This is a genomic window from Hyphomonas johnsonii MHS-2 (genome assembly GCF_000685275.1).
In the GTDB taxonomy this organism is placed as follows: Bacteria; Pseudomonadota; Alphaproteobacteria; order Caulobacterales; family Hyphomonadaceae; genus Hyphomonas; species Hyphomonas johnsonii.
Genome location: NZ_ARYK01000001.1, coordinates 441,975 through 465,717 on the forward strand (window position 1 = coordinate 441,975; position 23,743 = coordinate 465,717).

The 23,743-nt window shown below is 62.9% G+C and carries 20 protein-coding genes; 12 read left to right on the forward strand and 8 right to left on the reverse strand.

From position 1 onward, the window contains the following. Positions 1-105 precede the first annotated feature (105 nt). Positions 106-1,101 (forward strand): LysR family transcriptional regulator, encoded by a 996-nt coding sequence (locus HJO_RS02180; RefSeq protein WP_084141352.1) that lies wholly within the window; start codon positions 106-108, stop codon positions 1,099-1,101. On the opposite strand, the gene HJO_RS17475 is transcribed toward HJO_RS02180, so the two are convergent. The 3 genes from HJO_RS17475 to HJO_RS02195 form a co-directional block, all read right to left on the reverse strand. Next, positions 1,078-1,404, reverse strand: a complete 327-nt coding sequence (locus tag HJO_RS17475) for a helix-turn-helix domain-containing protein (RefSeq protein WP_051618002.1) — start codon at positions 1,402-1,404, stop codon at positions 1,078-1,080. The genes HJO_RS02180 and HJO_RS17475 overlap by 24 nt on opposite strands. 245 nt (positions 1,405-1,649) lie before the next feature. Continuing rightward, positions 1,650-5,759 (reverse strand): translocation/assembly module TamB domain-containing protein, encoded by a 4,110-nt coding sequence (locus tag HJO_RS02190; RefSeq protein WP_035613054.1) that lies wholly within the window; start codon positions 5,757-5,759, stop codon positions 1,650-1,652. Further along, a complete protein-coding gene (locus HJO_RS02195; protein WP_162173749.1) occupies positions 5,759-7,588 on the reverse strand; it encodes an autotransporter assembly complex protein TamA in 1,830 nt (609 codons plus the stop codon). Before HJO_RS02195 ends, HJO_RS02190 begins: the two co-directional genes overlap by 1 nt. 281 nt (positions 7,589-7,869) lie before the next feature. On the opposite strand from HJO_RS02195, the gene HJO_RS02200 reads away from it, so the two are divergent. Both HJO_RS02200 and queF read left to right on the forward strand, forming a co-directional pair. Then, positions 7,870-8,889, forward strand: a complete 1,020-nt coding sequence (locus HJO_RS02200) for a calcium/sodium antiporter (RefSeq protein ID WP_035613057.1) — start codon at positions 7,870-7,872, stop codon at positions 8,887-8,889. Beyond that, positions 8,882-9,349, forward strand: coding sequence for a preQ(1) synthase (queF, locus tag HJO_RS02205; RefSeq protein WP_035613058.1), 468 nt, complete (start codon positions 8,882-8,884; stop codon positions 9,347-9,349). The genes HJO_RS02200 and queF overlap by 8 nt, the downstream gene beginning before the upstream one ends. On the opposite strand, the gene HJO_RS02210 is transcribed toward queF, so the two are convergent. Next, positions 9,350-9,985: a nitroreductase family protein gene (locus HJO_RS02210; protein WP_035613062.1), complete on the reverse strand. Its 636-nt coding sequence runs from the start codon at positions 9,983-9,985 to the stop codon at positions 9,350-9,352. Positions 9,986-10,149: 164 nt separating this feature from the next. On the opposite strand from HJO_RS02210, the gene HJO_RS02215 reads away from it, so the two are divergent. The 5 genes from HJO_RS02215 to HJO_RS02235 all read left to right on the forward strand — a co-directional run bounded on the left by HJO_RS02215 (position 10,150) and on the right by HJO_RS02235 (position 16,392). Beyond that, positions 10,150-10,854, forward strand: coding sequence for a TetR/AcrR family transcriptional regulator (locus tag HJO_RS02215; protein WP_051618004.1), 705 nt, complete (start codon positions 10,150-10,152; stop codon positions 10,852-10,854). A 4-nt stretch (positions 10,855-10,858) separates the two neighbouring features. After that, the gene (locus HJO_RS02220) at positions 10,859-12,043 is read left to right on the forward strand and encodes an efflux RND transporter periplasmic adaptor subunit (protein ID WP_035613063.1); all 1,185 of its coding nucleotides are present in this window, start codon (positions 10,859-10,861) and stop codon (positions 12,041-12,043) included. 15 nt (positions 12,044-12,058) lie between these two features. Continuing rightward, the gene (locus HJO_RS02225; protein ID WP_035613065.1) at positions 12,059-15,187 is read left to right on the forward strand and encodes an efflux RND transporter permease subunit; all 3,129 of its coding nucleotides are present in this window, start codon (positions 12,059-12,061) and stop codon (positions 15,185-15,187) included. Positions 15,188-15,270: 83 nt separating this feature from the next. Beyond that, positions 15,271-16,083, forward strand: coding sequence for a serine O-acetyltransferase (gene cysE / locus HJO_RS02230; protein ID WP_035614305.1), 813 nt, complete (start codon positions 15,271-15,273; stop codon positions 16,081-16,083). 96 nt (positions 16,084-16,179) lie between these two features. Then, entirely contained in the window at positions 16,180-16,392 is a 213-nt protein-coding gene (locus HJO_RS02235; RefSeq protein ID WP_035614307.1) for a DUF3126 family protein, read from the forward strand. Positions 16,393-16,405: 13 nt separating this feature from the next. On the opposite strand, the gene xseA is transcribed toward HJO_RS02235, so the two are convergent. Both xseA and HJO_RS17480 read right to left on the reverse strand, forming a co-directional pair. Next, on the reverse strand, positions 16,406-17,815 hold the full coding sequence (xseA, locus tag HJO_RS02240) for an exodeoxyribonuclease VII large subunit (protein ID WP_035613067.1): 1,410 nt from the start codon (positions 17,813-17,815) through the stop codon (positions 16,406-16,408). A 49-nt stretch (positions 17,816-17,864) separates the two neighbouring features. Then, a complete protein-coding gene (locus HJO_RS17480; RefSeq protein ID WP_162173750.1) occupies positions 17,865-18,866 on the reverse strand; it encodes an OmpA family protein in 1,002 nt (333 codons plus the stop codon). Between the two features lie 152 nt (positions 18,867-19,018). Between HJO_RS17480 and purD the strand changes: the two genes are divergently transcribed. Continuing rightward, complete coding sequence (gene purD / locus HJO_RS02250; RefSeq protein WP_035613068.1) at positions 19,019-20,332, forward strand: phosphoribosylamine--glycine ligase; 1,314 nt, start codon at positions 19,019-19,021, stop codon at positions 20,330-20,332. A gap of 3 nt (positions 20,333-20,335) precedes the next feature. On the opposite strand, the gene HJO_RS02255 is transcribed toward purD, so the two are convergent. Beyond that, positions 20,336-21,079, reverse strand: a complete 744-nt coding sequence (locus HJO_RS02255) for a CPBP family intramembrane glutamic endopeptidase (protein ID WP_051618008.1) — start codon at positions 21,077-21,079, stop codon at positions 20,336-20,338. A gap of 122 nt (positions 21,080-21,201) precedes the next feature. Here HJO_RS02255 and HJO_RS02260 point away from each other — a divergent pair, with 122 nt between their 5' ends. Beyond that, the gene (locus HJO_RS02260) at positions 21,202-21,729 is read left to right on the forward strand and encodes a DUF2975 domain-containing protein (RefSeq protein WP_035613071.1); all 528 of its coding nucleotides are present in this window, start codon (positions 21,202-21,204) and stop codon (positions 21,727-21,729) included. A 2-nt stretch (positions 21,730-21,731) separates the two neighbouring features. Beyond that, entirely contained in the window at positions 21,732-21,938 is a 207-nt protein-coding gene (locus tag HJO_RS02265; protein WP_035613074.1) for a helix-turn-helix domain-containing protein, read from the forward strand. A gap of 22 nt (positions 21,939-21,960) precedes the next feature. Here HJO_RS02265 and HJO_RS02270 read toward each other — a convergent pair whose 3' ends face one another. After that, positions 21,961-22,548, reverse strand: coding sequence for a murein L,D-transpeptidase catalytic domain-containing protein (locus tag HJO_RS02270; RefSeq protein WP_051618010.1), 588 nt, complete (start codon positions 22,546-22,548; stop codon positions 21,961-21,963). A 106-nt stretch (positions 22,549-22,654) separates the two neighbouring features. On the opposite strand from HJO_RS02270, the gene HJO_RS02275 reads away from it, so the two are divergent. Beyond that, positions 22,655-23,743, forward strand: coding sequence for a phosphotransferase family protein (locus tag HJO_RS02275; protein WP_035613076.1), 1,089 nt, complete (start codon positions 22,655-22,657; stop codon positions 23,741-23,743).

The window sequence follows — 23,743 nt, forward strand, 5'->3', positions numbered from 1 at the left end:
CCTGAATTCCAGTATAGTCATGGCATTCGCGCGACATTCAGGTAATGACGCCTTTGCCTTGGCAGCCTATGTGTACGGGCGGTGCCAGCTATCGGGAACCTTGTTATGACGTCAGAGCGCATGGACTGGGACAATCTGCGCGTATTCCGTATCGTCGCGGAACTCGGCAGCATGAGCGCGGCGTCCGTGCGGCTCGGTGAATCCCCACCGACTATTGGACGCAAGATCGACGACCTTGAAAAAAAGCTGAACACACAGCTATTCGTCCGGTCGACACGCGGCGTCGAACTGACTGATGCCGGTAAAGTTGCACTCAGCCATGCCCATTCCATGGCCGAGGCGGCGAAGATGATCGACCAGCAGGCGTCCAACAAGGACCAACCGGTCGAAGGGTCGATCACGCTGGCGACCGGCGACGGCCTCGGGCCATACTGGGTTGCGCCTCGCCTGCCACAATTCCAGGCGGCGAACCCGCGCATACAGCTGAAAATGATCGTCAGCGAGGAGGCGCCGGATGTCGGGACCGGAGAGGCTGATATCTCGATCCGGTTCTCGGAGCCCAAGCAGCACGATGTCATTTCTCGGAAGCTGGGCACGCTTCACTATATCAGTTTCGCATCGGCTGACTATCTGGCCGAGAATGGCGAACCGCGCAGCATTTTCGAATATTTCAAGCACCGCTGCATCCTGCACCAGGGGTATGTGAACCAGATCGAGCGGTGGGCGCCGAAGATGTCCGAGCTCAAGAAGATGGTGAACTTCGCCTTCGTGAGCAATTCGGGCAGCGCGATGATCGAGGTCTGCAAGAACGGTGGCGGCATCGCCCTGCTGCCATCCTATATCGGCACGGTTGCGCCGTCCCTCGTGCCCCTGGAATTGCCGGAAGTTGCACCGATCCAATTCTGGCTGACCTATACCGAGCGGGTATGGCGCATGCCGCGCGGACGGGTGGTGCTCAACTGGTTGCAGGAGATATTCGAGGCCGAGGATGCATTCTGGTTCGAAGCACAGTTCATCCACCCGAACAGGGCTGCGGACCGGCACGCGGCATTGAAATCGATCGCTGAGGCCCAGGCCCTATCCGGTGGCGAGGGCCTTTAGCACGCGCGCCATCGAATCCAGTTTTTCCAGCGACCGCGTCCGGTTGATCCAGTCGTGACATTCGGCGCGAATGCGCGCTGCCGGGTCGTTGACCGACGCATCGTCTTCTGAATCATCCTCGAAAAGATCGGCAATCGGCACCCGCAAGGCTTCGGCGACCAGCGACAGCATCCCGGCGCTGAGACGGTTGGTGCCTGTCTCGTACTTCTGCAACTGTTGATGGCTGATTCCGAGTTCGGCGCCAAGCTCGGCCAAGGTACGGTTCTGGCTGATCCGGAGTGCGCGAATCTTGCTTCCAACCATCTGATCGACCCGGGTCGGGGCGCGGGAACTCGACTGTCTCTGTTCGTTTTGCACTACAATTACCTTCAATTTCAGCCCTCATGGTTTCTCGCTCTGGATGTTTAAGCAAGACGACCAGTACCTAAAAAAATGAAGGATGAAATCGGTTAGTCAGAGAAAGCGTGGCAAAGCTGCCATCCATAGGCGAAATTCGCCTCGATCCAGACACCTCTGGTTTCATCGCCCAAAAATCCACCACATGCAAGTCAGTAGTCTTTTTTCCATCTTATGGCGACTTTGTTCTCCCCGGTCGATGTCGTCTCGGATGTGACGGACACCTGAGGCGCGGGCTCCCATTCCACCTCCACCGAACTGCCGCCACCAGCGGCGTCCAACTGTAGTTGCAGATACACATCGTCGGCCAGGTACTGCCCCACTCCAACCTCTGCGTTGCCTGCATCATTCGAGCCCACCGATAGCCGGTCGAGGCCGAGTGCGGCCTGCAGGCGGGCGGTCGGGTCAAAACTGTCGCCGCCACTGAGGCGGTTGATCGAAGATGCCAGCTGGGCCGCTTCCACCGGCGACAGGTCCATCGATGAGCGGCCAAACAGAAGCCGGGAAAGTATTTCATCCTGGGGAAGATCTGGTGTGCTCGACAGCTCGAAAGTGGGGCGAGTGGGCTTTCCGGTGACCTGAACCCGCGCGACAAACCCATTTGCGGTGCGTTCGGCGTCGACGGCGATTCGTGCCGAATCGAGCGGGCCATCAAACGTGACCTTGCCGCTGTCGAATATGAACGGGCGGCCAGCGAGGTCCAGGTTGCCGCGCACGAGCGTTGCCTGCCCGTTGAGCTGGACAGCCGACACGGCCCCCGTCGCCCTGAGGTCGAGCGCCCACTCGCTGTCCAGGCCGCGGCCGGTGACGACCACGCGGCGTGTGGCGCTGACCCCGAGATCCAGCTTCACGCTCTGGCGCAGGCGGCTCGGCGTATCTTGCGATACATCGCCGTCCTTCCAGCGAACGTCGATCGCTTTCGGACCGGCTGAGGGCAGGTTGTCGAGCGAGAAGCGTGCTTCATCGATCGTCAGGTCGCCGCTCACAAGCCGGCCGGCATCATTATCCGAAAAGGCGATCTTGCCCGATAGTCGTACGCTGTCCCCGTTGCGCTGGTAGGCGAGCAGCCGGGATAGATCGGCATCGATCCGGCCTTTGCCGGCGCCGAGCGAGCCGGCAAGCTTGACGCTGCCGTCGCCGTTGCTGTTGCCCGCACCGGTCATGGAGAGGACGTTGTCGGCATAGGCGGCGTCCAGGGTCACCCCGGTCAGCCGAAGGCCAGACGCGCCGAATTCATAGACTCCGTTCGCGACATTCGCCTTCGCCTTGTAGACCGGATCCGACAGGGAGCCCGACATGGTCGCCAGCGCATCAACATCTCCGCCGATATCATGCCCGTAGGCGAGCGCTGCGGAATGAAGCGCGCTGAGGTCGCCCTTGAGCGTGGCTCGACCGGTGAGAGGCGCCGTGCGATCGATCTGGACCAGCGCATCGGCTGATGTCTTGACCGGCAGCGCAGCGTCGGCGTTCAGCACGAGCCCTTTGCCATAATTGCTCCGCGCGTTCACGGATAGCGTGCTGGCGTTGAGCCGCCCTGTCACATCCAGCGACAGCGATGTCTCGAGTCCCGGTACCGGGCTGATCGCATTGAATGCGAACGTGCCGGACGGCGACAGCCCAACGGGATGAAATTCGCCCCGTCCGTTCAGGCGGGCATCGACCTTGCCAGCCCCCGCCAGTGCGAACAGTGCGCCGAAATCCACGTTCTCGATATCCAGTGCCAGAAGGGCGGCTGCGCCGGTGCCGGACAGGTCGGCGCTGATCTGCCCGCCAAGCACCGCGAGGCGCATGTCGAGATCGGGCGCATCACCGAGGCTCCAGCGGGCCGGCTGGGCGGTTGCGAACGGCTCAGCGAACGCAGAGCCGGACAGCTGGAACGTGCCATGCGGCGCGGTGCCGGAGAGGTCGGCTGTCCCGGAGAAATCGAAATCGAACGGCCGTGCGGGGTCGGCATTCGCAAGCGAGACCTTGAAATCGTATCCAGACGTATTGTTCGAAATGTCGGCTGAGAAAGTGTCGACTGCAATGCCGGTGCGGACCTGCGCACGCGTGCCGTCCACGTGAATCACGATTGCCATGGGTGACCCGTCCACGGACGTCACCGTGGCATGGGCCTGCACGGACGCGACGCTGAATGTATCCGTTTTCAGGCCTTCGCCAGCGATGTCGGCGACCACGCTCAGGCCGCCACCGACCGGCACGATGGCATTACCGGACAGGACAAGCGGCCCGTAGGTTCCTGACATCTCCTGGACGCGCACGCCGTCGTCGTTTCGCAGGAACCGCGCAGCCACGTCGAGTGTTTCGCCGGACACGCTGGCATTCAACGAAACCGGTCCGGAAACCTCGCCGTCTGCCAGCGAGAGTGTTGCGTGGGTTACCAGTTGTTCGACATTGCGGGAGGCAACCTGTGCCGCGCCGTTCTGGCTGGCCACAGTCAGAACCAGGGCATCCATCGGCCCTTTCAGGTCCAGTGTTCCTTCATGCAGGTCGAACGTGTTGTCGCCGATTGGCAACGGCTCAGTCTGGGAGAAGCGGAATGCGACCGCACTGTCGCCGTCAAAGCTGTACGTTCCGCCGCCATCCAGCGACAGGCCTGCCCCCGTGATGGTTGCCGTCTGTATCTGCACGGCATTGTCGCCAACCTGGACGGACAGTTTTGCATTCGGGGCCGGACCGATCAGCGGCTGCGCAATGTCCGGCAAACCACCGAAGCCGGTACCCTTGAGACTGGTCTCGATTTGCGGCGTCTTGAGTTTACCGGAGATACGGAAAGGCCCGGCTGCCCGCCCGGTCAACCCGCCGGGCAGCAGCAGGAGTGACTGGTCAGCCGTGCCGCGGATATCGAGTGTGCCTGCGCGGGTCGCAAGATTTCCGGAGACGGCAATCCTGCCGTCGGCAAGCGCGATTGCCGACGGGGCGAACGTCAGCATGCCGGTTATTCGGTCATATGCGCCACTGGCAACAATTGTGGGCGCGGTACCGGTGAGCTTCGACAGGGTCTGGTTGTCGCCAAACAGGCCATCGGCGATCAGGGTCCCTTTGAAGGGGATGCGTTCCGATCTCAGCGTGGCTTCCAGCGGGCCCGCCAGCTGGCGGAAGAACAGATCGGCGCCCTTGTTGGCAACCAGTGCTGCTTGCCCGGCATATGATGGAACACCATCATCAACCGTCAAGTTGCCGTCGAGAACGAGGCGTGCCGCCAGGCCGGCGACCGCATCAAGACCGGTAAAGTCCAGCTTCAGCGCCGCCGGGCCCTTGAGGGTCTTCTTGTCAATATCCGCCTGTCCGGCCAGGGTCAGGTCGCCTGACGCAAACTTTCCGGAGAGGTCGAAGTCGGCCAGGTGTTTCTTGATATCCGCGCCGAGTATGACCCGCGCGTTGGCGCCGGCGAGGGTCCGAATTGTATCCGGCAGGGGCAGGGTCAGCGCGTTGACGTCGGCATTGGCCGTCAGGCGACCGTCCACGATCTTGGCCGTCACCGCGGCGGCGTCCTCGTCGGAGATCCGCAGCAGGAAGTAGCCGTCTCCCTCTTTCAATGTGCCATCCGCTGACGCAGTCAGCGTCGCGTCCTGTCCGTCTTCCAGGCGCAGCAGCGTCGCGAACGTTCCGCCGGCCGGAGCGGTGCCCTGCGCATTCATCATGAACTGCCCGGCTGCATTGCGCTTGGCGTCCAGCTTGAAGCGATCACCCATGCCTTCCAGCGGGGAGATGTCGAGCTGGGCGTCCAGGGTGCCGTCTGTCACGCTGGCGAACCTGCCGGCAACACTGAAGGCGGCCGCCGGACCGGCGACACCCTCGGCAAGGTCCAGCTTGCCAATCGCAAGGTCATCGAGTTCGACGCTCCACTGGCCGGAACCGGCGCCGCTATCAGAGCTCGCTGTCACCGGTCGGCGCGCGATCGAGAGTTCGCCGGCGCTCAGGAGGTTCAGGTCGACGTGGCGGGACACCAACGCGCGGGGGGTCCATTTCAGGCGGATATCGCTGGCGACGAGCCAGACGCCCTGATCATCCGCGATCGACAAATGGGCGAGATGAACCTCGGTCAGCGGGTCCCCGGTCAGCCCTCTGGCTGACAGCGTGCCGAGGCTGCCGACCGTGCGTCCGTCGATTTGCGACAGGGCATACGCGCGACCGCCATCGCTGTTGATCCACATCCTGGCACCAATGGCAGCGATGATGAAGATGCCGACGGTAATCGCAGCCCCCGAGAGGAAGGGGTGCCGACGAATGACCGACCAGAAGGATCGCAGCCAGATCATCAGAAAGACTGGCCGATGGAGATATAGAAGTGTACCGGATCTTCGCCGTCACGCCGGTCCAGGGGCGTTGCAATGTCAATGCGTATGGGGCCGAAACCCGGGTAGTAGCGAAAGCCGACCCCAATCGACGATCGCAGGTCACTGAACGTTTCGTCAACGCTGTCGGCCGCTGCACCGGTGTCGACGAACAGGACATAGCCGTGTTTGGCCGAACGGCGCCAGCGCAGTTCCGTTGACAGATCGAACAGGCTGCGGCCGCCGATAAGGTCGCCATTCAGGTCACGCGGCGAAAGACTCTGATACTCGAAGCCCCGTACAGAGCCGCCGCCACCAGCAAAGAACAACCGGTCCGCCGGAACAGAGTTTGAGCCCACGAAGGCGCCCAGTTCGGCGCGCACCGCGGCGACAAACGGCCCGTCGGCGATCTTGTGATAGGTCGACCCCGTGAGGAGTATGCGTGTGTATCCGACAGTATTGTCGCCGACAGACACGCCAGGTTCCACGCCCACGAATGCCCGGTTTCCGGCTTGGGGATCGAGCGGTTGCTTGACCGTTGAATAGATCGCGGTGAGCGGGAAGGACAAGGTCAGTTGGTCACGTGCGTCGATCCCGGAGCGAAGACTGAGTTCGTCGATCCGGGTCGCGTCGAGCGTGGCGCCAGCGGACACGGTCAGGTTCTTGTTGAGCGGCTGCGAGAGTGACGCGCCGACTTTTACGCCCTGGAGGTCGTATGCGTCCGTCTCTTCGTCACGAACGCCCGCTTCGGCCGTGAATGTGCGTCCGAAGCGGCCGATATTCGGCCGTGTGTATCTCGCTGTCAGGTTACGGGCTATCGTTGCCACTTCGCTCTGGATACGGATCGTATCGCCTGCGCCCGTCACGTTCCGGCGCTCCCAGAAGGCGTCCGCGCCGACGCCATCGGTCGTGGACGCGGTCACGCCAGCCCCCACCGAACGCAGCTTGCCCTGAGCCAGGGTCAGGGTGACCGGATAAAAGCCGTCAGCATCCGGCGTCCTGGATATCTCGACGCCGATGGCGTTGTAGAGGCCGGTACTGCGCAGGCGGGTCCGCAGCTGGTCGATCTTCTCCGGCGAATAGGTGTCGCCGCGCTTCCATGTCTGGAGCGCGTTGATCGCCTTCTGGTCCAGGAAGGCCGGGTCCGCCCCGACCATGTCGCCAAGGCGCACGAACGCGCCGGGCTGAAGTGCGTAGGTGAGTTCGACCGTCTTGTCCTGGCGGGACGCGAGCACGTCGATTGCAGGACTTTCCGCAAAGGCGTAGCCGCCCGCCTTCAGTTTCGAGATCAGGTTGTCGCCAAGCGCCTCGATGTCGGAGGTGCGGGCAGGAGCGCCGGGCGCGATTGTCTTGAGGGCGGTTTCCAGGTCGGCCCGGACGGTGTCGTCAAGGTCACCCGTCACGGTCATCTGGACGGTGGTGACGCGGAACATCTCGCCGGCCGACACGTCGAGGCGTGGGCGCATGTCGACCGATTCAATCATTTCGGGCGCAACGGTTGCGGCGAGGTAGCCTTCTGACGCAAGCAGCTCCTCAAGCGTGTCTGCCGCCGAACCGGCCCTCTGGCGGGCTTCCAGCACGCTGCGCGGCGGCGCATCGTCGGTCGCCAGCGCGGAATTTGCCTTGCCGGACAGCCCCTGGGGCAAACCATCGAATACGACAGGAACCTGCCGTCCATTGGTTCCGGCACTGATCGACTTGCCGCCCGGGATGATCGAACAGGCACTCAACGCACCTAACAGGCACACCCCGGCAACCGGCCGCAAAAGGGTTGCGCCAGCGGATGCTGAGAGGCGGGCATACCGTTGAGACATCGACGAAACTACCATGCTGGCTGCCATGCGAGGATTGCGCCAGTTTTCCTAAATGAAGGCTGAACAGGCCTGCGCGTCTGCAAGATAAGGCGCAGTATCGGTTATTTCGCCCCTCAAACTGTATTCCGGGCCGGGATATTTCCATTAATGCTCTGTATTATATGGGCTTGTTCGTGGCTGGGGATGGCCCGCGACGCCTGACCGTCAGCCGAAGTCTCCGATTGCAAGCGCAACCCGACACCTCCTATGATGGCGGCCTTCCGGGTATTGCGAGGCAATTGATGACCTATCTCATGGTTCTGGGCGGGCTGGTACTCCTGTTCGTCGGCGGCGAAGCTCTGGTTCGCGGTTCGGTCAGCATCGCGCGAAAGCTCAATATTTCCGAACTCGTCATTGGCCTGACTCTGGTCGGTTTCGGCACGTCGGTTCCGGAACTCGTCACCAGCCTGCAGGCGATCGACAAGGGGGCTGTCGGCATCTCGGTGGGCAATGTCGTCGGGTCGAACATTGCCAACATATTGCTGGTCCTGGGCGTTGCAGCGATGATCCGGCCAATCATGACCAATCCGCGGGCGCTTTCCCGGGACGGCATGATCATGCTGGGCGTGACGGCGCTCCTGTGCGTGCTGATCTGGTTCGACGGTTTCAGCCGCGTGGCCGGGATCGCGCTGCTCGTCCTTCTGGCAACCTACCTCATCTATTCGCTGGTCGCAGACCAGAGCCGGGACAGCGACCCGGCCAGCTTGCATGCAGCAGAGGGCGGGACGGTCGAGGCGAGTTATGGCCTCCTGCTCGGCCTGGTCATTGCGGTTGCCGGCCTGGCCGGTGTCGTGCTCGGTGCGAACCTGCTGGTCGATGGTGCGGTGACCATCGCCCGTGATCTGGGGGTCAGCGAGACGATTATTGGCCTCACGATTGTCGCCGTCGGCACAAGCCTGCCGGAACTCTCGACATCGGTCATTGCTGCTTTCCGGGGCAAGTCGGATGTCGCGCTGGGCAACGTGATCGGTTCCAACATTTTCAACGTGCTCGGAATCCTCGGCATGACTGCGCTCGTCCACCCCTTCACCCTGCGCGGCGGAATGGCGGTCGAGGCGATGTCCCAGCAGCATGTGTCCAGCATCATTTCGTCCAAGGATGTCGGCGCGCTGATCCTGTCGGTATTCCTGCTGATGCTGTTCGTGATGACCGGACGGCGGATCGCCCGCTGGGAAGGTGCAGTCCTGCTTCTGGCCTATGCCCTGTATTTCGGCCTATTGTTCAACCTCATCCCCGTTCCAGGAATTCTTCCCCATGGCTGACAATCCGATCTATGAGGGCCTCGGCCAGCTTGGCCAGCACGTGCCCGCACCGCAAAGCCCGGACGAGGCGCAGCTTGAGCGCGTGCCAAACCCGCATGCCGGCACACTTTTTCTCACGCGCTTCGTCGCACCTGAGTTCACATCGCTGTGCCCGGTGACCGGCCAGCCGGACTTCGCGCACCTCGTGATCGACTATGCGCCCGGCGACTGGCTGGTCGAGAGCAAGAGCCTCAAGCTTTACCTCACCAGTTTCCGCAATCACGGCGCATTCCACGAGGACTGCACCGTCTCTATCGGCAAGCGCATCTTCGATTTCACCGAAGCCAGCTGGCTAAGGATATCGGGGTACTGGTACCCGAGGGGCGGCATTCCGATCGATGTGTTCTGGCAATCCGGCGCCGTGCCGGAAGGGCTCCACGTCCCGGATACCGGCGTCGCACCCTATCGCGGGCGCGGCTGATCAGGCTGGTGCGGACCAGCGCGTTACTTTTCCTGTCATGTCGGCCCGTGCGCGTTCAGGCGAGGGCAGTGTCGCCGTCCCGAGATAGATGAAGCCTGCAACGCGTTCGGTGTCTGCCAGGCCCAGCAAGGTGGCGACGTCCGCGTCGAACGCGATCCACTCGGTCAGCCAGGCGCCGGCCCATCCGCTGGCATTGGCCGCAAGGAGCAGGTTGTAGCAGACTGCACCGGCCGAAAGCTCCTGTTCCCAGACGGGTGTCTTGTGGGTGGCGTCTGGCGAGGAAATCACCGCCACCACGACCGGCGCGCGCAGCAACAGGCCAGCCGCTTCCAGCACGTCGCGGGATTCCGCATCAGGCGTGTTCGCGTCGTGGATGTGGGCAAGCGCCTTGCCGAACGCCACGCGGGCGTCGCCCTCGAAGACGATGAACCGCCAGGGCGAGAGCCGCCGGTGGTCGGGAACACGCGCCGCGATCTGCAGCAATTCATCCAGGTCGCCGGGCGACGGGCCGGGCGCGGCGATGTGGTGCTTGCTGGCGGACCGGCGCAGGGCGAGCAGGGCGCGGGCGTCGGCGCTGGGGCGTGTGGCCAGCATCGGCGTGCCGATTGGCGGGGCAGGCGGAAAGCGTTTTGTCATGGCCGCTACATAACGGTCCCGGGGCCCTATCGGAAGGGGCGGGCAGGAATGATTCTGCTTGCCTCGCAACGGTGCCTGATGTATCGAGTGAACGCTGTTCACTTTATGAACGCCTTGCGAATTCGCGCCGCTTCCATTCCGCCTGCACACCCCATTGAGGTTCCATGCCGTCCGACATGTCCCTTGAGCAGACTCCCGCCGAGCGCCGGCGGTCCAAGGTTCGCGGTGCCATCATTGATGCTGCCGAACGCGTCTTCGCTTCCGAAGGCGAGAACGGCCTCTCGATCCGGCGCCTTGCCGAAGAAATCGATTATTCGCCCTCTGCCATCTACAAGTATTTCGGGTCCAAGGAAGAGCTGATCGACGAGTTGAAAGAGGCCTTCTTCAAGCGCCTTCTGTCGCGGGTCGACATGATTTCCGGCACCGACCGGCCATTCCACCTGCGCGCCCGGGCCTGTGTGTCCACCTATATCGAGACGGCAGTCGAGCGCCCGCACCATTACGCGGCAGCGTTCTCGAATGCGTATGGCAGCAATACCGGCAATGTCTGGCCCGACATGGACTGGGAAACCTTCATGCAGACCAACAAGGGGCGCGCATTCGGTTTGCTGGTCGACATGGTCCGTGAAGGCCAGTCCCTCGGTGTGTTCGACCCGTCGCTCGATCCCTACCTCTCGGCCAAGTCAGTGTGGGCAGCATCTCACGGACTGGCCCAGCTGATGACCCACCTGCCGCAATTCCCGGACCTGCGGCCAACCAACACGTGCCTGTCCGCCAGCGAATTCGTCGCCTTCCATGCAGACCTCGTCTTCCGCGGCTTGCAACACCCCGCCGTTCTGCCCCACACTGACCCCACCGCTCAGGACTGAAACCATGCCGGCTTCTGACTATTATCAGGGTGACGAGACGCGAGAGAAGCGGCCGACAGTCTTGAAGGGTATTTTCTTTCTCTTCATTCTGATTCTCGTTGTAGCCGGCCTCTTGTATGGGGCGCTGCAGTTGCGTAGCGCCGAGGGGCCGAAAGTTGCCTTTGCCGCCCCCGAACCGCTGACCGTCTCCGTCATGCCGGTTCGGTTGGCATCTGAATTCCGCATCGACGAATCGTTTACCGGGCTCGCCGAGGCACGCCGCAAGAGCCAGCTCGGCTTTTCCAGCGGCGGCCGCATCGAGGCGATTTCGGCGGATGTTGGCGACCGCGTGAAGGCCGGCGAAACGCTGGCGCGCCTCGACACGCGCAGCCTGACTGCCCAGCTTGCCTCCGCACGGGCCATGGTCGAGGAGGCACGGGCCGGCCATGCCCTCGCGCTGAACACGGTCGAGCGCCAGCGGACCCTGAAATTGCAGGGCCATGTATCACAACAGCACGTCGACGAGGCTGAAGCACAGGCCAACACGTCGCTCGCCCGGATCGACGCGGCCAAGGCCCAGGCAGATACGCTGCGGGTACAGATCGACCTGGCCCGCATCACGGCGCCGTTTGACGGTGTCGTTACCGCGCGCATGGCAGACGAAGGCGCGATCTCTGCCCCTGGCCAGCCGCTGCTGGAACTTGTCGAAACCGGTCATCTCGAAGCGCGGATCGGCCTGCCCGCCGTCAGCGCCGCGCGCCTCGTGCCGGGCAATTTCTATTCGTTGGTGGCCGATACCGGAACGGTTGACGCGAAGCTGCGCACGGTGACCGGCGTCATCGATCCCGACCAGCGCACGGTGGCGGCGATGTTCGATATCGAGAACCCGGGAATCCTCGCGGTCGGTGCTGTCGTCCGCCTCAGCATGGAGCGCGAGATCGACGAGCCCGGCTTCTGGGTGCCGGTGAAAGCCATGTCGACCGCTTCGCGCGGCCTGTGGATGGTCTATGTCGCGGCGCCGTACAATGGCGGCTGGCGTGCAGAGCCACGGCCCGTGGAAATGGTCCATTCGGAAGGTGACCGCGGTTTCGTGCGTGGCCCGGTCCAGGAAGGCGACCGTGTCATCGTCGACGGGCTGCAGCGCCTCGCGCCGAACATGCCGGTCATTCCGCGTGAAAGCCCGCGCGCAGACACACCCACCGACGGCTGACGGGCAGGGGGGCGCATGTTCACGATCTTCTACCGCCTGCCGCGACTGGCCGTCCTGGTGATGATGGTCGTTGTGATCGGTGGTCTTGGCGCGATGTTCACGCTCGGCCGCCAGGAAGACCCCACCCTGATCGAACGATACGGATTCGTCCTGACCACGCTGCCAGGCGCGGATGCCGAACGCATGGAGGCGCTGGTTACCGAACCCGTCGAGGCGTCTCTCATGGAGTTGCCGGAGATCGACAAGGTAACGTCCTTCTCCCGTCCGGGCGTGTCGCAGGTCAGCGTCCAGCTCAGTGAGGATCTGACCGAATCCGAAGTGGACGATGCCTGGACCCTGATCCGCCAGAAGGTCGAATTCGCAAAGTCGCAATTCCCCGCTGGTACCAGTCCGCCCGACATCCAGCGCCTGTATGTCGGGGCCACGACCCTGGTCGTCGGCCTGGTCTGGGAAGGCGAGGGCGATCCGCCGCTCGCCGTGATGCGGCGCATGGCGCTTGAACTCGAAGACAGGTTCCAGCGCCTGCCCGGCACGGAGCTGACCGACACTTACGGCCTCCCGAAGGAGGAGGTGCGCGTTGTGGTCGATCCAGAAGCCCTGTCTGCAGCGGGACTCTCCGTTACCCAGGCCGCTGGCCTCATCGGCGCATCAGACAGCAAGACACCCGCCGGACGCCTGCGCGCCGAAGGCGGCAATATCGGCCTGGAGGTTGGTGGCGAGTTCGACAATATTTCCCGCATCCGCAGCGTACCCCTGCTCCAGCGGGCAGACGGGTCAGCCGTTCGCGTCAGTGACGTCGCCAAGGTGCAGAAGGGGTTTGAAGACCCGCCAACGCGAATGGCGATCGAGAACGACCATCGGGCGATCCTGGTCGGCGCTTTCATTTCAGACGATCAGCGGGTCGATGTCTGGGCGGCGTCAGCGCACAAGCTGGTTGATGATTTCGCTGCGGACGCGCCGCCGGGCCTTCGCATCGAAACTGTCTTCGACCAGAGCACCTACACCAATGCCCGCCTGACCGGCCTCGCGAAGAACCTGGTGTTTTCGGCCGGCATCGTGTTCGTCGTCCTGTTCTTCACGATGGGGTGGCGTTCGGCGCTGGTCGTCGGGTCGGCCATTCCCCTGACGGTTTGCCTCGTGCTGATCCTGTTCAAGGTCTTCGGCAATCCGCTGCACCAGATGTCGGTTACCGGACTCGTCATTTCGCTCGGCCTGCTGATCGACAATGCCATCGTGGTCGTGGATGATTTTGACCAGATGCGGGCACGTGGACATTCACGCGTCGATGCCATCAACAAGAGCCTGCGGCATCTGTTTGCGCCGCTTGCCGCCTCCACGCTCACGACAGCGCTCGCCTTCGCACCGATCGCCATGCTGCCCGGTGGCGCGGGTGAATTCATCGGCATGATTGGCCTGTCGGTGGTCTATTCGATCACGGCATCCTTTGTGATTTCCATTACGGTCATTCCGGCCATGGCGGGCTGGTTCGACCGCACACGCGGTTGGGAAACCGGTGCCCCCAAGCGCCCTCGCCGCTGGTGGCGGGATGGCGTGTCGGTCAATTTCATCTCCGACGGCTATCGCGCGACGATCGAGGCCGTGCTGAGGTTTCCCCCGCTCGGCATAGCGTTCGGCATCCTTCCGGCCATTGTGGGCTTCATCCTTGTCGGCCAGCTGCCATCGCAATTCTTCCCGCAGACGGAACGCGACCAGTTCCAGATCTCGATGCAGCTGCCACCGGAGGCAAACCTTTCAAACACGATTGAGGCCACCAGCCGGGCCAGCGAGATGATCAGGGCGATGGACGGCGTGCGGTCCGTCACCTGGGTGCTCGGCGAGCCGTCGCCGCGCGTCTATTACAACATGATCAACAATACCGAGGGCGTTGAAGGCTTTGCATCGGGCTGGGTGCAACTCGACGATAACCGGCGCACGCGTGCCATCGTTGCCAATGTCCAGCGCGAGATGCGGGAGGCGTTCCCGGGGGCACGCTTCCTTGCATTGCCGTTCGAGCAGGGGCCGCCGGCGGACGCACCGATCGAGTTCCTGATCCGGGGCGATGACTTCGAAACGCTGGGCCAGCTCGGTGACCAGGTGCGCACCATTCTCGCGCAGACGCCCGGCGTCACCTACACCGTGGCCTCGCTTCAACTCGGTGCGCCAACCGTCAGCCTCAATGCAGACGAAGCCGCCACCGCGCTTGCCGGTGAACGCCTGACGCACCTTGCCGCTGCGATGAACGCGGAACTCGAAGGCGTACGCGCCGGGTCTGTGGTTGAAGGCACCGAGGAATTGCCGGTGATCGTGATCGCGCCAAACGCTCGGCGCGGCACGCTGTCAGACCTGAGGGCCATGACCGTGGGCGCTGGTCCGAACGGTGCCGGCACACCGCTGTCTGCGCTGGGGGAAATGTCGCTTGATCCGAAAACGGCCGTGATTTCCCGCCGGGATGGCCAGCGCATGAACCAGATCCTTGCCTTCCTTGACCCCTATACCCTGCCGGCGCCGGTGTTCGAGGATTATCAGGCACGGCTCGCCGCCAGCGATTTCCAGCTTCCGGCCGGGTACGACATCCGCATTGGTGGCGAAGCCGAGAATTCGGGTGAAGCCCTTACCAACCTGGCCAGCGTGGGAATCCCGCTGATCCTGGTGATGGCCGGAGCGATCATGCTCGTGTTCAATTCCTTCCGGATGATGCTGCTAATCCTGACGACGGGCTTCCTGTCGCTGGGGCTCGCCTTCTTCGGTGTCTGGCTGTTCAACCTGCCATTCGGGTTCAACGCGATCATCGGCGGGCTCGGCCTGCTGGGGATCGCGATCAACAGTTCGATCGTTGTCCTGTCGCTCTTGCGCGCCAGTCCGGCTGCGATGGCAGATGATGTGATTGCGCAGCGCGAGATCGTCGTCGATGCCACCCGCCATATCGTTGCCACCACGCTGACCACCATGGGCGGGTTCGTCCCGATCCTGCTGACGGGCGATGCGTTCTGGATGCCGCTCGCCGCTGGAATCTCCGGTGGTGTGGCCGGGTCGGCCCTCCTGGCACTCTATTTCGTGCCGGCCGTTTTCCGTATCACAACGCTGAAACCCATAAGGAAAAGCCTGTCCTACCTGTTCGGGCGGCGGCAAATGCCGGCCGAATAGCTCAATTGTGAACAATCCTTGTCTTGATCGTGGGCGATCTTCCGCCCATCTCAGCGCACAAGACAATTTCGAGGGAGGCCGAAATGGTCGAGAATCCTGACATCGGCGCGCCAGCGCCCGCGTGGCGCAGGCTGCGATTCGAAGCTGCGGCTGCAGCGGCAGAAGAACCGACACTGGCATCATACGTCAATGCGGCCATTCTCTCGCACAACACGCTGTGCCAGGCATTGTCCTATCATCTGGCCGAGAAGCTGGGTGGACCGGTCATGGGCACGCTCCAGGTTCGCCATATCCTTTCGACGGCCTACGATTCAGATCCGTCCCTGATGAGCCTGGCGGAAGCCGATATGCAGGCCGTGCTCGAACGCGACCCCGCCTGCCGGGGCATGTTGCAGCCCTTCCTGTTCTTCAAGGGCTTCCTCGCCCTGCAGACGCACCGGGTCGCGCACGTCCTCTGGCAGCAGGGCCGGGAATCTCTCGCTTTCCACTTCCAGGGCGTCGCCTCCGAGCTCTTCGGCGTCGATATCCACCCGGCGGCCCGCATTGGCGCCGGCGTGATGCTCGATCATGCCACGGGGATCACCATCGGCGAGACAGCGATTGTCGGTGATGGCTGCTCGCTCCTGCATGGCGTGACGCTTGGCGGTACCGGCAAGGAAGTCGGCGATCGTCACCCGAAGATCGGTCGCGGCGTGCTCCTGTCGGTCGGCGCGAAAGTGCTTGGCAACATCACGATCGGCGACGAAGCCAAGGTGGCAGCCGGCAGCGTGGTCCTGAAGGACGTCCCGGCCCATTGCACCGTGGCGGGCGTTCCGGCCAAGATTGTCGGCGAGCCGCTTTGCTGCCAGCCGGCAAAGACAATGGATCAGAACATTCCCGACGAAATCGAGAAATAGGCCCTGAGCCCACAGGCAACCCGGATTGCAGGCGCCCCTGTTGCGCCGCAGCAGAAAATGACTAGTTTGCGCCGCTTGGACACGAAGGAGCACGCCATGGAACGCGAAGAAACGCTGAGACTCGAGGCGTACCTGAAAGAGAAACTGCATCCCGGCCTGCGCCTGCTGGCGCGCGACAAGACCGATGATTCCGTTGAGGTCTATCTCGGCGCTGAGTTCATTGCGCTCGTCTACAAGGACGTTGACGAGGGCGAAACGTCCTACCAGTTCCAGATGACGGTCCTGCAGGAAGACATCCAGGGCGCCTGAGCCTTCGTCGATTTCAGAACAGAGAGCCCTGGCCGCCTTTGGCCGGGGCTTTTTTTGCCTTGCGTTCAGGCGCGGGCGTAGCCGTGGCAGTGGTGCCATCGACCGGCGACGCCGCGACGTCCCCGTCGGCGAAGCTGACCGTGAAACGCGCCTGCGCGGCGGCGACGCCTGCAGACCTGACCAGCTTGCCGTCAGGTGCGCGGATGATCGTATAGCCGCGCTGCAAAGTCGCCTGGTATGAGAGTGTTTCCAGAAGTTTCGCCTGTGACGAGAGCGCCACTTTCCGCCTGTCGATCAGGCGCAGCAGGGCAGGGCGCGCACGCACTGCCGTTTCGCGCAGGCTCTGGCGTGCCCGGCGGATATCGGCCCTGAGGCCGCTCGGGCTGACCTGGGCCACGGCCAGCCGCGCCTTTGCCCGTTCGATCAGCGTGCGCGTGGCGCGGGGCAGGCTGGCTCCGGCATAGTCAAGCCGCTGGCGTTTTGACTGCAGCAGCGTTTCCGCTCTCGGCAGGCGGGCCGCCCTCAGCGCGTCGCGTGCCCGTCCGGCACGGCGCGCCAGCGCGCGCTTCAATCGGGCGCCATTCTCCTCGACACTGAGCAGAAGCTCGTTGCGTACAGGCACGGCAATCTCTGCGGCCCCGGTCGGTGTCGGTGCGCGCGCATCGGATACATAGTCGATCAGGGTCGTATCGGTTTCGTGGCCCACGGCCGAGATCAGCGGGATCTCGCTTTCAAACGCCGCGCGCACAACGATTTCCTCGTTGAATGGCCAGAGATCCTCGATCGAGCCGCCGCCGCGCGCCACGATCAGCACGTCCGGCCGGTCTGCACCGGTCATCGCGTTGAAGCCCTTGATGCCCGCCGTCACCTGTGCCGCCGCTGCATCGCCCTGCACCAGCGCCGGCCACACGATGACCCGGACAGGGAAGCGGTCCTGGATACGGTGCAGGATATCCCGGATCACGGCCCCGGTCGGGCTGGTGATCACGCCGATGGTACGCGGCAGGTAGGGCAGTTTCTTCTTGTGGCTGGCTTCGAACAGGCCCTCTGCGGCCAGCTTCTTCTTGCGCTCTTCCAGCAGGGCCATCAGCGCGCCAGCGCCCGCAGGCCGCATGGAACTCGCAATCAGCTGGTAGTTGGACCGCCCCTCATAGATCGACAGGCGCCCGGTCGCGATCACTTCAAGGCCTTCTTCCGGCCGGAAGGGCAGCTTGTCGACCTGCCCCTTCCACATGATCGTGTTGAGGACGGCCTTCTCGTCCTTGATGTCGGCATACATGTGCCCTGACCGCGCAATCGTCACGCGCCCCAGCTCGCCGCGCACGACGACATGATCGAAATTGCTCTCGATCGTCCGCTTCAGGCTGGCGGCGAGTTCCGAAACGGAAACGGCATGATCATTGGAGACAGGTGAGTCAGACATGCCGCCTTTGTGTCGTGTCCCTTCGGCGAGGGCAAGTGGCCGCGCAGTGCTATTGCGTCGCCTGGCGCTCGACCAGCTCAACCCGCCGGTTCTTGTCCTTGCCTGCATCCGACTCGTTCGAGAACACCGGCACCAGTGGCCCGACACCGTGCGCTTCGAGGCGGGACGGGGTCACATCATAGTCGGTGACCAGCGCTTCCCTCACCGCCGTGGCCCGGTCGGCGGACAGACGCTGGTTGTAGGTGAAGGTGCCGACAGAGTCCGTATGCCCGACGACGTAGAACTGCTTGTCCGGATGCGCGGTAAGGAATTCCGAGATGGCATCCAGTGCGGGTTTGGATTCCGGCTTCAGTGTCGCCTTGTCGAAGTCGAACACGATACCGTCCAGCACGACGCGCCCATATTCGTCGATATCGGCGCCCATCGCGTCAGCGTTGACAACCACCAGGCCGGTTTCGGCGGGTTTTGTCTCGATGATGTCGATCAGGCTGCCGACATAATTGGCCGAATGCTGCTCGACCGAAATAACGACATAGGCGGTTCCCTCGGCCCGCTCCTTCTTTGCCACGATCGATCCGGCACCGCCCGAAGATGACGTGCCACTGAACATGGTGCCCACTTCACCCGGCTTCGAGGCGGCGTTTGCCCTGTACACGACCTCCATCCACTGGCGACTACCCACGCCGACGCCCTTGCGGTCGCCGGAATAGCCTTCACCCAGGATTTCGAAGTCTGCCGCTTTCAGCGCCTCAAGGTAATTCAGGTAGAATTCCGAGAATGCCCGGTCAGTGCCCTCGTACCGGTAGAAGGTCCGCGTGATCCGGCCTTCCGTATCGATCCAGTCATCAATCGCCCGGTAGCCCGTCACCGGCCCGACCGGCACGCGATAAGGCAGGTGGTTTTCGATATGCTGCCAGCGGATCTCCTGACCGGGATATCGTTCGACCATAGGGTGTTCCTGAACGCCGTCGATATCGTCCGCGAACGCGGGCGCGACAAGGCACGCCAGGGCCAGTCCTGTAATGATTGCAATTATCCTGATCGGGCGCATGGCCGGTTTCCTTTTCCCCTCACCTTTGTATGCCTGAACCCTAACCTGAAAGGCGCCATTTTCAAACTTGAGGGCGCCAATGCCGGTCTTTTTCGGTCCGCGTCGCATCGGGGCCTTGATCTGCAGCCCGGACCCGCGCAACAAGCGACGCCATGAACATCCTCCTCATCGGATCAGGCGGGCGCGAACATGCCCTGGCCTGGAAAATCAGCCAGTCGTCGCTGGTCGACGTCGTGCATGCCACACCGGGCAATCCCGGCATGGATGTGATCGGGCCCTGTTTTGACGTCGCCGCCGACGACATCGACAATCTCGTGAAGCTGACGCTGCAGGTCGAGCCGGACCTTGTCGTCATCGGCCCCGAAGCCCCGCTCGCCCTCGGCCTCGCCGATATCCTGCGCGCACGCGGTTTCGATGTGTTCGGCCCCAGCAAGGCGGCCGCCCAGCTCGAATCTTCCAAGGCCTTCTCCAAGGCCTGCATGAAAGCCTACGGCGTGCCGACGGCGGCCTATGGCACGTTCACCGCCCCGGCGCCTGCGAAAGCCTTCCTGCGCACGCTCGAAGCCCCTTACGTTCTGAAGGCGGACGGTTTGGCCGGGGGCAAGGGCGTTGTCATCGCCGACACGCTCGAGGACGCCGATGCCGGGGTCGACGACATGCTGTCCGGCCAGTTCGGCGCGGCGTCTGCGACACTGGTCATCGAGGAGTTCATGCATGGCGAGGAAGCCAGCATCTTTGTGCTGACCGATGGCGTGGGCGCGGTTTATCTGCCGGCCGCGCAGGATCACAAGCGCGTCGGCGACGGTGACACGGGTCCGAATACCGGCGGCATGGGCGCTTATGCGCCGGCCCCGGTGGTCAGCGAGGCTGTGATGGACCGCATCAAGCGCGAGATCGTGCAGCCGATGCTGAAGGGCATGGCGGCCGACGGCATGCCCTATCAGGGCGTGCTCTATGTCGGTGTCATGGTCACTGAAGCCGGCCCGAAAGTCGTCGAGTTCAATGCCCGCTTCGGTGACCCGGAATGCCAGGTCCTGATGAAAGGGCTCACCGGGGATATCGTCCCGGCCATCCTTGGCGCGGCGACCGGCGCGCTGGAAGGGAATGAGACGGCGTTCGAGGCCCTGTTGGAACTGGACACTTTCCAGCCGTCCGCGACGGTCGTGCTTGCGTCGAAGGGCTATCCCGGCAGCTATGCCATGGGCTCGGTCATCAATGGCATGGCCGAAGCAAACCACCTGCCCGGTGTCACCGTCTTCCAGGCCGGCACGGACCGTGATTCCGAGGGCGCGCTGGTCGCGATCGGCGGCCGCGTCCTGAACGTCACAGCCTCCGGCGCGACCCTCGAAGAGGCCATCTCCCGCGCCTATGCGGGCGTGGACCGTATCGACTGGCCGGAAGGCTTCTGCCGCCGCGACATTGGCTGGCGCGCTTTGGGCGGCAGTTCATCCGTGAAGGCGACCTGACGGTCAGAACACCCGCCAAAGCGTGTTGATCGCGCTGTGCATGAATATTGGCGCTACAACGCTGCCAGTGTTGAGGCGCAGCCATGCCAGCACAAACCCGCAGAAGCTCGTGAACAGGAATGCCTCCATCGAAAATCCGATGCTGTCACCAGTCCAGAAAAGGCTGTGGACCATAGTGAACATCAGGGTCGAGATCAGTGCGGCGATACCAAAGTTTGCCCAGAGAGCGCGTGGCCCTTCGCCGAAGGCGCGGACCAGACAGTACAGCATGACCCCGCGATAGAGCAGTTCCTCGTCCAGGCTGGGAATGGTGAGCTGGAACGCGAACGTTTCCACCGTTTGCGGCTCGTCCGGGATATTGAGGGCGAGACCAATTTCGATCAGGCACAGAACGGCAATCACGGTCCAGCCGATCCAGGCCTTGCGGGCCTGCCGGAGCGTGACGCCGGCCTCTGCAAGGGGGAGTCGTCCGCTGGCGAGCACAGCGCAGGTGACGAGGATGGCCAGACCCTTGCCCGCCCAGTTGTAGGTGACGTCCGGGTCTCCGACGAGGTGATAGATCAGGGAATTCTGCCCGAAAATGTTGAGTACGATGACAATGTTCAGGTTGAACAGGACGAGGGCGGCCAGCAACCATCTCGGACGAAAGTGCTGCTTCGCAACCAAGGCACCTGTGACGCCAAGCAGCAGGAAGACACCATTCCAGATGGCAAGGTTGACCAGGTTCGTTGCGAGGTCCGGGCTCATCAGTGTCTCCAGTACGCACAGCCAGGCAATGCTTGCCAATATGGGCAGGCATGGGTATTGTCTTAAAAAGGCAAAAAATTATCATTTTTAGATAATTAATCAATTTCTGGAGAAAGAATCGGATGGAGTCAAGCCGCAAATCCTGGCTGCGTATCGCGAGCGCTGCCTTCCTCGTCACGATCCCGATTCTGGCCGCCGCGATCTTGGCCGGGACCGTCACCTATTGGGGCCTCGGCATTCACGAGATCGGCGACAACACGATTGTCCTGTACGACGCCCCACCGGTGGCAGAACGACGGGTCTATGGTCTGCTGGCGACCCTGGTGCCGGCGGCCTTGCTGATCTATGCGCTGTGGCAGCTGTTCCGGATGTTTCTCGGGTTCAATACGATCGACCATGTGGATACCCGCACCATTGTCCGCCTGAAGGCGTTTTCCCTGTTCACCTTTCTCGGCGTCCTTGCGGCCTTCCTGCTGAGCGGCGTGATGCGCTGGGCCATTGGCGAGTTCGATAATGCGCCATTGTGGACGCATCTCGGTTTCTCGGCGGCGCATGCGGCGGTGATGTTCTGCACGGCCGTTATCTACGTCGCGGCCAGCATTATCGACGAGGGCTATGCCTACAAGCGGGAAACGGAAGAGTACGTCTGATCATGGCCATTATCATTACGCTGGACGTCATGCTGGCCCGCCGGAAGATGCGCTCCAAGGAACTGGCGGCGGCAATCGGCGTGACCGAGGCAAACCTGTCGAAGTTGAAGTCGGGGTCTGTGAAGGGCGTGAAGCTGGAAACGCTGAACCGTATTTGCGATGTGTTGGACTGCAAGCCGGGTGATCTGATGGATTTTGAGCCGGATTGACGGGCGCCTGCCGCCCAGTCGCCTACTTGCTCACAAACATGAGCGTGCCCTTTGGCACGTCCGCGAGGAAGCGTTTCAGGTCGGCTTTCGAGAACACGATGCAGCCGTTCGACCGGCCGAGCTTGCCATAGCGCGCCAGGAAGTCCGGCTCGGCATAGGCGGCGGCATGGATGACGATCGCCCGGGCGCGTGACGACCGATTGCCGGCGTCCAGCCCGTCGAGGCGCAGGCTGCGACCGTGCTGCCCGACATATTCCTCTGCCAGCGCAAACGCGCCTTCGGGACTGGCGCTGGAGCCGGAGACATCGGAAAACGTGTCGAGATAGCCGTCATGGTCGCGGTCGGAGCCCCGTCCATGCGCGGCGCGATAGGCCGTGACGTTGCCGGTCTCCAGGTTGACCACGTACAGCCGTTCGGACGCCGAGTGTTGCGCATAGTCGACAATGACCAGCCGCCCGGTATCGCGCAGTTCGGCTGCGTGATCCTGCTGTGCCGCCAGCGCCCGGGCCAGCAGGTCGGCTCGAATTTCCCCTTCCGGGTCGATTTCAACTGCCCCGGCCGGCAGCGACAGCACGACAAGCAGGAACAGGGCGGTCAGGATTCGTATCATGGCGTCGAACTTCCCGGCAAAATGCGGCGACGTTACGGCAGGTCTTGGCACCACGCCGTGCCCCGCTATGGTGTCGCTAAGGAAACATCAGGATTGAGAACACGCGATGGAAGAGACAGAAACTGCGCAGGACCTGTTCACAGGCACCAAGCCGGTAGCGGAATCCCACATGTTCAACGAGGCCAATTTGGCGGCCTGGATGGAAGCCAATGTTGAGGGCTATGAAGGCCCGCTGACCGTCCGCCAGTTCAAGGGTGGCCAGTCCAACCCGACCTACCAGCTGGTCACGCCGACGAAGAAATACGTGATGCGCCGCAAGCCGCCGGGTAACCTCCTGCCCAGCGCGCATGCCGTCGACCGCGAATTCCGGGTGATCAATGCCCTGTATCCGCTCGGCTACCCTGTTGCGCGCCCCTACGGCCTGTGCATGGACGAAAGCGTCGTCGGCACGATCTTCTATGTCATGGACAATGTCGAAGGCCGCATCCTGTGGGACGGCACCTTGCCGGACTACGAACCGGCGATGCGCCGCAAGATCTACGAGGCCAAGGTCAAGACGTTCGCAGACCTGCACAATGTCGACTGGCGCAAGGCCGGCCTTGAGGGCTTTGGCAAGGAGGGAGACTATGTCGCCCGCCAGGTCCACCGCTGGACCAAGCAGTACAAGGCATCCGAGACGATGCACATTCCCGAGATGGAAAAGCTGATCGAGTGGCTGCCAAAGAACATCCCGCCCGGCGACAAGACCACGATCGTCCACGGCGACTATCGCCTCGACAACATGGTGCTCCACCCGACCGAGCCGAAAGTGATTGCCGTCCTCGACTGGGAATTGTCCACCCTCGGTGATCCGCTGGCCGATTTCTCCTATCACCTGATGAACTGGGTCATGCCGCAGGGCGATTCCTCCCGCGGCGCACTGTCGGCCATCCCGGACCTCAAGGCCTGGGGCATTCCGACCATGGAAGAATACGTCGACATGTATTGCGCCCACACAGGTCGCGATGGCCTGCCAGAGCTCGACTATTACTTCGCCTACAATGCCTTCCGGCTCGCCGGGATTCTTCAGGGCATTGTCGGCCGGGTGCGTGACGGCACGGCCAACAGCGCCAATGCCGAATCGAACGCCGCCCGCGTCGTGCCCCTTGCCCAATTGGCAGCCAAATATGCCCGCAGGGCGGGAATGGAAGGGTAG

Excerpts from the sequence above, each read along its gene's own strand:
- HJO_RS02180 (WP_084141352.1), top strand. The coding sequence starts at position 106 with ATGACGTCAGAGCGCATGGACTGGGACAATCTGCGCGTATTCCGTATC.
- HJO_RS17475 (WP_051618002.1), bottom strand. The coding sequence starts at position 1,404 with ATGGTTGGAAGCAAGATTCGCGCACTCCGGATCAGCCAGAACCGTACC.
- HJO_RS02190 (WP_035613054.1), bottom strand. The coding sequence starts at position 5,759 with ATGATCTGGCTGCGATCCTTCTGGTCGGTCATTCGTCGGCACCCCTTC.
- HJO_RS02195 (WP_162173749.1), bottom strand. The coding sequence starts at position 7,588 with ATGTCTCAACGGTATGCCCGCCTCTCAGCATCCGCTGGCGCAACCCTT.
- HJO_RS02200 (WP_035613057.1), top strand. The coding sequence starts at position 7,870 with ATGACCTATCTCATGGTTCTGGGCGGGCTGGTACTCCTGTTCGTCGGC.
- queF (WP_035613058.1), top strand. The coding sequence starts at position 8,882 with ATGGCTGACAATCCGATCTATGAGGGCCTCGGCCAGCTTGGCCAGCAC.
- HJO_RS02210 (WP_035613062.1), bottom strand. The coding sequence starts at position 9,985 with ATGACAAAACGCTTTCCGCCTGCCCCGCCAATCGGCACGCCGATGCTG.
- HJO_RS02215 (WP_051618004.1), top strand. The coding sequence starts at position 10,150 with ATGCCGTCCGACATGTCCCTTGAGCAGACTCCCGCCGAGCGCCGGCGG.
- HJO_RS02220 (WP_035613063.1), top strand. The coding sequence starts at position 10,859 with ATGCCGGCTTCTGACTATTATCAGGGTGACGAGACGCGAGAGAAGCGG.
- HJO_RS02225 (WP_035613065.1), top strand. The coding sequence starts at position 12,059 with ATGTTCACGATCTTCTACCGCCTGCCGCGACTGGCCGTCCTGGTGATG.
- cysE (WP_035614305.1), top strand. The coding sequence starts at position 15,271 with ATGGTCGAGAATCCTGACATCGGCGCGCCAGCGCCCGCGTGGCGCAGG.
- HJO_RS02235 (WP_035614307.1), top strand. The coding sequence starts at position 16,180 with ATGGAACGCGAAGAAACGCTGAGACTCGAGGCGTACCTGAAAGAGAAA.
- xseA (WP_035613067.1), bottom strand. The coding sequence starts at position 17,815 with ATGTCTGACTCACCTGTCTCCAATGATCATGCCGTTTCCGTTTCGGAA.
- HJO_RS17480 (WP_162173750.1), bottom strand. The coding sequence starts at position 18,866 with ATGCGCCCGATCAGGATAATTGCAATCATTACAGGACTGGCCCTGGCG.
- purD (WP_035613068.1), top strand. The coding sequence starts at position 19,019 with ATGAACATCCTCCTCATCGGATCAGGCGGGCGCGAACATGCCCTGGCC.
- HJO_RS02255 (WP_051618008.1), bottom strand. The coding sequence starts at position 21,079 with ATGAGCCCGGACCTCGCAACGAACCTGGTCAACCTTGCCATCTGGAAT.
- HJO_RS02260 (WP_035613071.1), top strand. The coding sequence starts at position 21,202 with ATGGAGTCAAGCCGCAAATCCTGGCTGCGTATCGCGAGCGCTGCCTTC.
- HJO_RS02265 (WP_035613074.1), top strand. The coding sequence starts at position 21,732 with ATGGCCATTATCATTACGCTGGACGTCATGCTGGCCCGCCGGAAGATG.
- HJO_RS02270 (WP_051618010.1), bottom strand. The coding sequence starts at position 22,548 with ATGATACGAATCCTGACCGCCCTGTTCCTGCTTGTCGTGCTGTCGCTG.
- HJO_RS02275 (WP_035613076.1), top strand. The coding sequence starts at position 22,655 with ATGGAAGAGACAGAAACTGCGCAGGACCTGTTCACAGGCACCAAGCCG.